At 45.5% G+C, this 9,361-nt stretch carries 7 protein-coding genes; 5 read left to right on the top strand and 2 right to left on the bottom strand.

The features are described from left to right. The first annotated feature begins 4 nt into the window (after window positions 1–4). The 3 genes from CCC32_RS11980 (at window position 5) to CCC32_RS11970 (ending at window position 1,974) form a co-directional block, all read left to right on the top strand. Window positions 5–148: a DUF6048 family protein gene (locus CCC32_RS11980; protein WP_287074786.1), complete on the top strand. Its 144-nt coding sequence runs from the start codon at window positions 5–7 to the stop codon at window positions 146–148. Between the two features lie 143 nt (window positions 149–291). After that, complete coding sequence (locus tag CCC32_RS11975) at window positions 292–1,299, top strand: FAD:protein FMN transferase (protein WP_287074779.1); 1,008 nt, start codon at window positions 292–294, stop codon at window positions 1,297–1,299. 6 nt (window positions 1,300–1,305) lie between these two features. Further along, window positions 1,306–1,974 carry a Crp/Fnr family transcriptional regulator gene (locus CCC32_RS11970; RefSeq protein ID WP_287074777.1) on the top strand — a complete coding sequence of 223 codons (669 nt, stop codon included), beginning with the start codon at window positions 1,306–1,308 and terminating at the stop codon, window positions 1,972–1,974. A 170-nt stretch (window positions 1,975–2,144) separates the two neighbouring features. On the opposite strand, the gene CCC32_RS11965 is transcribed toward CCC32_RS11970, so the two are convergent. Beyond that, window positions 2,145–3,296, bottom strand: coding sequence for a helix-turn-helix transcriptional regulator (locus CCC32_RS11965; RefSeq protein ID WP_287074775.1), 1,152 nt, complete (start codon window positions 3,294–3,296; stop codon window positions 2,145–2,147). Window positions 3,297–3,344: 48 nt separating this feature from the next. On the opposite strand from CCC32_RS11965, the gene CCC32_RS11960 reads away from it, so the two are divergent. Then, entirely contained in the window at window positions 3,345–4,325 is a 981-nt protein-coding gene (locus tag CCC32_RS11960) for an IS982-like element IS1187 family transposase (RefSeq protein WP_287071389.1), read from the top strand. On the opposite strand, the gene CCC32_RS11955 is transcribed toward CCC32_RS11960, so the two are convergent. Then, complete coding sequence (locus CCC32_RS11955) at window positions 4,322–4,990, bottom strand: hypothetical protein (RefSeq protein WP_287074773.1); 669 nt, start codon at window positions 4,988–4,990, stop codon at window positions 4,322–4,324. The genes CCC32_RS11960 and CCC32_RS11955 overlap by 4 nt on opposite strands. Window positions 4,991–6,596: 1,606 nt before the next feature. On the opposite strand from CCC32_RS11955, the gene CCC32_RS11950 reads away from it, so the two are divergent. Beyond that, complete coding sequence (locus CCC32_RS11950) at window positions 6,597–9,359, top strand: hypothetical protein (RefSeq protein WP_287074771.1); 2,763 nt, start codon at window positions 6,597–6,599, stop codon at window positions 9,357–9,359. Window positions 9,360–9,361 lie beyond the last annotated feature (2 nt).

The raw sequence follows: 9,361 nt of genomic DNA, 5'->3' as shown, positions 1-9,361 counted from the left end.
TCCGCTGCATCTCGGCTGGAGCCTGCGCTACAAGCAGAAGCTGACAGCAGACGAGGGAAAGCTCGGCAAGTCATGGTATGTGCCCGGATTCGGAAAGACTGGCACTACGGCTTTCGGTGCTCTCTTCAACATCTCGCTGGATATATAGCATGGTGCATCCAGAGGAAGGCAATCTCTGATGTTGATGTAAGAACTGAAGGTATACGTCGATATATAATAAAGGTATATAAGGTATAATTCAAAAAGACATAAATGCAGACAAATCAAAGAAATATGGATAATAAAAAGAAAATGAGATACCTCAAGTTGGGTATCCTCTCGTTTGTCGTTATAGCGGCGGTGCTGATTGTAGCCAAGCAGCGCAATGCTCCGTTCCAGAAGAATACGGGCTTCGTGTTCGGCACCGTTTACAATATTACATATCAGAGCGACAAAGACTTGCAGCCGGAAATCGAGGCTGAGCTGAAGAAGGTGGACAATTCGCTTTCCACTTTCAATCCAAAGTCCATTATTTCCAGAATAAACCGCAATGAGGATGTCGTGGCTGACAGTATGTTCACCGAGGTGTTCAAGTTGGCAGAACAGGTGTCTGGAGAGACCGACGGAGCTTTCGACATCACCGTGGCGCCATTGGTGAACGCATGGGGATTCGGATTCAAACACGGCAAGATGCCTGACAACAGGAAGATAAACCAGCTGAGGAAGATTGTGGGCTTCCATAAGGTAAGCATGAAGAGTGGGAGAGTGGTGAAGAAGAATTCAGCCACGATGCTCGACTGCAGTGCCATCGCCAAGGGCTATGGCTGTGATATGGTGGCGCGCCTGCTCGCCTCAAAGGGAATAAAGAACTATATGGTGGAGATAGGAGGAGAGATTGTGGTGAGTGGCGTCAACGACGAGCGTATGCCGTGGAAGATCGGTGTTACGAAGCCTACCGACGATTCGCTGAACGTGAACCAGGAACTGCAGACCGTGCTCAATGTCACCGACAAGGCGATGGCGACAAGTGGAAACTATCGCAACTTCTATTATAAGAACGGCAAGAAATATGCCCATACCATCGACCCCAAGACCGGTCGCCCCGTGCAGCACAATATCCTGTCTGCCACGGTGATAGCCGACAACTGCGCCACTGCCGACGCCTATGCCACATCATTCATGGTGCTCGGTCTCGACAAGGCGAAGAAGGTGTTGGAGAAGCACACGGAGCTGATGGCTTATTTCATCTATTCTGATTCTGAAGGAAAGAATGCTGTGTGGTTCTCTCCTTCGATGAAGGGATATATCGTGGATAAATAAAATATCGTGGGTAATCACTTCAATCCATATAGTCTGCTGGCTCGCCTTCCTCTGTTCCAGGGAATGAGCCTGAGCGAGTTTGACAATGCCATAGCTCATGTCAAACTTGGCTTCTCCAAGGTGGAGCGGGGCGGAACGGTTGTTGCCGAAGGAGAGGTGTGCAACGGACTGTCGTTTGTCTTGCAGGGCGAACTGGATGTGGAGACGGTTGCCGACGATGGTGGGTATCGCATAGTGGAGTGTGTTGCCACGCCTTGCGTGTTGCAGCCCGAGCGTTTGTTCGGATTGACACAGCGGTACTCACGCAAATTCATTGCCGCCACGGAGTGTAACCTCCTGACGATAGACAAGGCGGAGATAATGAAAATCGTTACTGCCTCTGAGGTGTTCCGCCTCAATCTGATGAATATCCTTTGCACTTTGACTCAAAGGATGCAGCATCTGCCCTGGCGCCGAAGACCGGAGGGCATCAGAAAGAAGATTGCTTTTTTCCTCTCTTCCCGTTGTCTCCATCCTGCCGGCAAGAAAACGCTTGTCGTTGGTATGGTGAGACTGGCAAGGGAGATCGGCGAGAGCCGTCTCAATGTTTCTAAAGCCCTGCATGAGCTGGAGAGACAGGGACTGCTCGAGATGGGGAGAGAAAAAATCGTGGTGGCAGCGCTGGAGAAACTGTAAGTCCCTCAAGCCATTTCCTGCTCCACTGATGAAAATCTGATTTTACCCGCTAATGAAATAATAAAACGGGTTCTGTCGGTTCAAATTAATATATCAAGCGTCCTGATGCTTGATTTTGGTTAAGCGTCCTGATTACCATTGGAGGGAGACGGCTTAATCCCGTTTTAGGATTAGATATTGTCTCTATAATCCGCCGGAGTCATACCGTATTTCTTTGAGAACAGTCTGTAGAACGTCTGTCTCACCGGCACACCGCATTCCTGGGCGATGGCTTCGATAGAATAGTTCGGCTTTTCCTTCAGCAGCTTTGCCGCACGCTCCATACGCAGGTTGTTGATATAGTTAGTGAACGTCAGCTGTGAGTATTTGTCGAATACGGCATTGAAATGGCTTGTCGACATTCCGGCTTCGGCTGCCACTTCGGTTCTCGATAGTTTGGTGCGGATGAACAGGTTCTTTTCGAATATTATCTTCTCAATCTTCAGGAATTGCTCATACTCCTCGTTGTGAGCCTTGCTGTCAGTCTTCTTTTCCGTCTTTACTGTCTCACCGGAGTTCACAGCCTTTCCTTTGTCATCTGTTGCAGATGCCTTGTCATTGGCTGATGCTGCATTATTCACCTTGTCTGGATGTTCCGACATCCTGTCGAAAAGTTCCGTTTTGTATTTAGACAGTTCCCCGATGAGCGATGACGACACCCTGTTCTTGTTCTTTATTATCCTGTTGTCGCGAATGACGAAGACAATCAGTGTGATACAGATGAAGAGCAATACACCCATGATGATGTTTGCCCATCTGTTTATCGTCAGCTGCTTGTCCTGGTTTTCTATATAACTCTTCAGCACTTTCTTGCCCATCTTCTCCGATAGCCATGTGGCGTTCTGCTCCTTGATGCGTCGTGTCAGCGAGTCGCTCAGGTTATATGCCCTCATTCCGGTATTTATCGCCTCCTCATATCTTCCGAGAGCCTGCAGCACACGGGCTTTGTTCATGAGTATGGTGTTGGAGTAAGTGTAGTCCACGGTGTCTCTTCCGTGCGACATCCAAGTATTCTCCTCTTCGTTGATTTTTTTCAACGCCTCTTTGTATTGCTTTGTCTCCAGCAGATAAGGCACTACGTATGATGCACCGTCGGGCAAGAGGGCAGTACGTGTGGAGAGCAGGTTGTCGAAGCATTCCCTTGCTTTTGCATGATTGCCGCTCTTCTCGTATGCTATTGACAATAGCGAGTAGTATCCGGCGTTTGCCACGTCGTTGGCACCGCTCACATCCTCCTTCAGTTTGTTCAGCTTGTCCAGGCATTTCTTGTATTTCGGCTGCATGTCGATTACCAGCTTACCCGTTGGCGGAATTAATTTAAGTTGATAAATATGAGTAAAAAGTTGTACATATCGCTGATTTTTAGTAACTTAGTAGTGACCAAAACATTAAGTTCGAACCATCGTATGTACAACCTTTATACAAAATTCGTCAAAATACTTGAGATATGCAAGCAATTCTCTGAAAATCTCGTCAATGAATCGGGTAATGTTCCACGTCGTGGTCCTGTTCCCAAGTTTTCGGATTTGGAAGTGGTGGCGCTATCCCTGACGGCAGAGACCGAGAGCATTGATAGTGAGAAGTGGTTGTTCGACTATAAATTGCAAGAGTACAAGGACAGCATTCCCAATCTCATATCAAGGAGACAGTTCAATGACCGCAGGAAGAAAACGTCAGGCCTGTGTGAGGAACTGCGCAAGAGGATTGCCATGGAAATGGATGGCGGAGAGGAACAGTTCTTTGTTGACTCCAAGCCGATAGAGGTTTGTAGGGTTGCAAGAGGAAAACGTTGCAAGATGGGGCGTACCGGCAATTTCTCGCAAGCTCCCGACTTCGGCTTCTGTGCTTCGCAGAATACGTATTATTTTGGTTATAAGTTACACGCTCTCTGTGGGTTAAGTGGAGTTATCCATTCCTATGATCTGTCAAAGGCAAGTGTAGCTGATCTCCATTATATGAAGGATGTAAAACATACTTATCACGACTGTAGCATCTATGGTGACAAAGGGTATATTGGAGCTGACGTACAGCTTGACTTGTTCGAAACCGCACACATAAGACTGGAGTGTCCGTATCGGCTCAACCAAAAGGACTGGAAACCAACATTCATTCCGTTTGCAAAGGCAAGAAAGAGGATTGAGACAATATTCTCTCAACTTACAGACCAGTTCCTGGTCATCAGGAACTACGCGAAAATAACGAATGGTTTGTTTGCCAGAATCATTGGCAAAATTAGTGCACTTACCATTCTGCAATACGTAAACTTCATTAACGACAAGCCCATTGGCAGAATTAAGTATGCACTAAATTAATTCCGCCAACAGGTCAGCTTGTATTCCTTGATGTCGATAGCCGAATTCGCTTTCAGTGAGTACACGGTGGCGAGGTCGAAATATGTGTCCCAGTCGGGAGTCTTCTTCAGTTGTTCTGTAATTATCTGTATGCAGCGGTCGAAGGTATTTATGGCATGCCACATGTTTCCCACTTCGCCATGACATTCGCCGATGGTCATCAGCAGCTGTGACATGAGCTTTCTGTCCTTATGCTCGTATGCCAACTTTATGCCCTTGTCTGCCATGGTAAGGCTTTCCACATAGTTGCCGCAGCTGTAAAACTGCGATGAAGCCATGTTGTAAAGTTGCCTTTCCTTTTCCGGATATTTGTTGATGTCTGGGTCGTTGAGGGCTGCCACGGCATAGTTTGCCGCCTTGCTGTAGTTTCTCAGCCCGTTGTAGTAAACCATGCTCATAAGGTAATTAGCCTCGATGTTCGTCATCGAACCGTCTTTCTTTCCGGTCTCAATCATCTTCAGGGCGCGCTTGGGCTGAGTCAGACTGATGCCTCTAACGTATTCGAAGGTGTATTTGGAATTTGCCTTCTTTATAGCCGTTGATTTTGCCTGTTCATCCTGTGAACAAGCTATGAAGGCGATAGTCACTGCCAGTATCAGCAATATAGTGTTTAGTTTCTTCTCCATTTGTCTTTTCCTTTCACGTCTTTAACATCCACTTCCGTTGTCGGTATCGGTCCACTTCCTTATTCGCCGTTATATTTCACTTGCTTGCTTCTGTGTCAAGGAGTGATGACGTTTTCCAGGAGGTTTCTCGGTAAGTCTTCTTTGTGTGGTCAGTATTGATAGCTTTAATTGCGATGAGATAATATATATTAATGTGTTATGTATTCGCTGCAAATATAATTCTTTTCTTTTATTCATACTTCTTTTCTTTGTTAATAATAGCAAAATAATTACATTTCAAGCCTCTCTTGCGATATGTCGCATTATTTTGTAGATAGCAAATGTTACAAATTGCGTTATTATGCTATTCATATTTTGTAAAACGTTGTGCTTTAGCTTGATGCGATAATTTACGACATTCATTGATTTTGTAACTTTGTAAAAAATATCCTGTTTGGTTTATTTTGTTTTGTATCCAAATTTTATAAAAAACGTGTTGTTTTGTAACAATTGTATTATTCTGCGTAGCGTTACATAAAACAAAGTGTATTGCTACAATGAGTCAAATGAAATTATTGCAAGTATGGAATTATTTCATTTACTTTGCATCGTTACAACAAACAAGAACCTGACACGACGGTCGCCACCTTAGACCGACAGGTTTATCGGAAACAAGCCAACACACCTGCTGAATCTTTATGGTCGCAGGTTCTCCATATATAAAATAAGTAAGCAATAATTAATAATGTTGTGAATCTTAAAACAGATAATGTCGCTAACAAAAAAGTAAGTTTAATCATGGACAGCCTCCTTCGGGAGGCCGCCACAAAAACTAAAAATTATGAAAAGTAAAACTACAAATTTAAATGTCGCTAATTACAGAAGCGTAATCAGGGCTGCCGCAATTCTCATCTTGACGATGATTTGCGGTGGTCTCTGTGCGCAGACCGTTAGTATTAGTCCAAAGACCGGTAATGTGATATCGGCGTTGAGTTATGGATCAGAACAACATGAAGCAGGTTACGGTGGAGCATGGGTTCACAATCAGTTGCCAATGACATTACTGAATTCTGATGAAAGCACGCTCACTGATAATGGCCTTATGGCAAAACATGCAAATAATGTTGGTGTCGTAGATGGATATATGGTATTTGCTTCTGGTGCCAAATCCACTACCATTAACCATATGTCATTGTCTTTGCCTAAAGGTTATCGTTTTACGAGTTACAAAATTGTAATGGACTATGCTAGCAATAGTGCGACTCAAAGTACTTTCATAGAAATGAACTCTTCGTTCAGTTCAACCCTCGCAAGTGTTTCTGTGAAGCAAAATGATAAGGGTGTTGTTATACAGCGTACTTCTCTTAACGCTTCAGATATGGGTAATATCCTCTATTTTAAACAGGAGCATTTAGAAAATGCGATTGCAAGGGTTAAAATTACTTCCTTTGTCGTTACTTTCGAATGTACAGATAAGTTCAATGAAAACCTCAGACCGGGTGTCACCACTTTGCCTAGTGGCGTGAGTTGTCTTGCTTTGCCTTTCCAGACTCAGCGAGTTGACCTCGGACCGATCAAACAAGAAACAAAAAATGACTATACTTCATATAAGTACACTTACACCAAAGTGAAGGACCTCAAGGCTGACTTTCTGTTATACGAAAATGCAGGTATAGTAGATGGTGCTGCTAAACCAGAAACCGCTGGTGATGGAAACATTGCCAAATTAAACTTCGATGGAACTAATGCTTATATTGGTCTCAAGAACAGTACTTATTGGCTTGAAACACCAACTGATGCCGTAGCACAGGGTGAAGTCAACATCCCTGTAGGCTATCGTATTGTGGGCGCTCGCTTGGTTTACGCAAATAATGTTGCTCAGAACATCAAGAAAGGTGACAAGATCTATATCACCGACGGTAAGGGTAAGTATATGAATGCCAGTCTGAAGTTCACTGCAACCAAAGTGGTATGGAATTATGCTGCTGATGGAAAGTTGTCAACGACATCTGGTAATTCAACGGTTTATTTACGCCACATTTGGTTTGGTCCTACAACCTATTCTTTGGAAACTACGACCAAGTCTAACCAAGCCTCTTCATTTAATACCGATGGTACAACCCTCTTCTATGTCAGCGGTACAAATTCTTACATAATTTCTTATGATAGTAATGGTAAAGCCGCCTATAACATTACTCAGTCTAATGCTATCGCTGTTAACTCAACGGTTACAAGCTCTGACAATTCATTCACTGTCAGGATGTTTGACAAGACAGGTAATGGTGTAGCTCAAGAAGTGGCAGTAAACAAAGACAATCCAACTGGCGACATCGTTCTTGAGAAACTTAACAACGACGCCATCAAGTTCCAGATTGAAGGACTTACAGGTGATCAGTTGGCATACGTTTGCCTGCAGGTACAGCTTGAGGCTCTCAACCCATACATCGACAAGATGGATATCTCTTGTACCCAGCCATCGGGAGAGAAGAAACTCAAGAACCAGTATCTCGCCGACGACTTCACCATCGGTACTAACGGTAAGGTGGATTTCGCAGTGCCTAAAAACTTCGGTACTAATGGTTTGCGTTTCGCTTTCGAGGGACTCCACCACAAGAATGCTGATGAGACATACACTAACATTGGCTCAGAGGGCAAGCACTCTCGCTACCACTTCGTGAAGTCTGATTACTACGATTTGATTAATGAGAACCTCCAGGCTCATCGCTCAGAGGCTGCCGACTACGACTACACCAAGAAGATTGAAGTGAAGGTGGCAGGAACACAGGCGTTCAAGTGTAACAACTCCGACATCTTCAAGGCTGGAACAACAGGTGACGATACACACTATTATGTAGAGAACCGCTATTCAAATGCAGCATACAAAACTCAGGGCGGAACATGGAATGAAATGGTCGTGAACAATGGTGACGACTACGTGAAGCGTTATCTCGTGGTCTGCGACGAGACCCGCTACAACATCGCTCCTACGACTACTCCACGCCATGCCTTCTATGCATACTACTCTACAGACCTCAAGTTGACTACAGTAGACTATGTGCCGGAGCTGACTTATACCAAGGTGTACAAAGACGCCGTAGTGCCAAACACTTATGACGCAAACTATTACGTAGGCGTGAAGGTATCGCTGAAAGACACCGTCAACCAGCCTATCGCAGCAGGTCAGGGATATGTATACGCAAAGCAGATTATCGACAAGATTGATGAGGACATCAAAGCCAAGAAGGAGAACGCTCCTGTAGACACCAAGCACATCCTCTATTTCGATGCCAGCAACATCAACTCGCTTCTCTTCAGTGATACGGATCCTGCATGGGGAACTCTCACCGACCTCAAGGCAAAGCTCGGCGACAACGCACTGCTCTATATGCCAGAGGGTGTGACAGCCAACCTGAAGAACGTAGTGACGAAATCCCTCTCCGGTGACGATTTCGTGTCGGAAAACGATATCGAACTGGTAGACCAGCAGCCGTTCTTCGCTCCTTACAGCATCCGACTCAATGCTGCCAACGAGGTGGTATACAAGAGAAAGGTGACGCTCAACCACAATGAAACAAAGAAATGGGTATCGCTGATGCTCCCATTCACAGTGGCAGTGGACACAAAGACAGGAAGCTATGTGCAGACCAAAGACAACTGCGCATTCACGTTCTACACGATGAATACCGACAACACATTCAGCAACGCTCAGGAGACAGGCGAATATATCTACGAGGCAGACGCACACTTCTCGCCATTCACAGGACAGTTCGTTACACAGCCAAACAAGGCTTACATCGTGAGCATCGACCAGATGGAGGAAACCAACAGCGACAAGGTACTCTTCGTTGTTCGCCAGAGCGGTTCTACTATCGAGGCTACACCGGCAACGCTCACACAGCCTCTCATCCAGGGTGAGACTGCAACGGGCAAGATCAAGGGCGAAGCTACAACCCTCGTGAACTACGGATCATACTGCGGAGTGAAAGTGCCGAAGACTGACGGAATATTCTATTTCAACAAGGATAAGTTCATCTCATCACTTCTCCTCGACGATAGATTCCATGATGTGTACGTATTGCCATTCCGATCATACTACGCATGTCAGAACGGAGCTAACAATGTGCGCTACCTCAACATCTCGCTTGAGCCGAACACTGAGACATCGTGGATAGACAATGCTACGGAGACTGCAACGACGAGTGCCGGCTTCATGTTCTCGGCAGAGACAGGCAAGCTGACCATCACGGCAACGAAGGACCTGCGCACCAATATCCGCAACATCAACGGACAGACAATAGACACTACCTCTCTTAAGGCTGGCGAGACACGCACAGTGGCATTGCCAAGCGGCATCTACATGGTGAATGGGACGAAGGTTGTGGTAAGATAGCC

The sequence above is a fragment of the Prevotella sp. LMAG:51 genome, assembly GCF_008680225.1.
Classification (GTDB): domain Bacteria; phylum Bacteroidota; class Bacteroidia; order Bacteroidales; family Bacteroidaceae; genus Prevotella; species Prevotella pectinovora.
Note: the sequence above shows the minus strand (reverse complement) of the source record. Positions and strands in the feature narration are given on the sequence as shown.

Coding starts and splice junctions, on each gene's coding strand:
- CCC32_RS11975 (WP_287074779.1), top strand. CDS start 292: ATGAGATACCTCAAGTTGGGTATCCTCTCGTTTGTCGTTATAGCGGCG.
- CCC32_RS11965 (WP_287074775.1), bottom strand. CDS start 3,296: ATGCAGCCGAAATACAAGAAATGCCTGGACAAGCTGAACAAACTGAAG.
- CCC32_RS11960 (WP_287071389.1), top strand. CDS start 3,345: ATGAGTAAAAAGTTGTACATATCGCTGATTTTTAGTAACTTAGTAGTG.
- CCC32_RS11955 (WP_287074773.1), bottom strand. CDS start 4,990: ATGGAGAAGAAACTAAACACTATATTGCTGATACTGGCAGTGACTATC.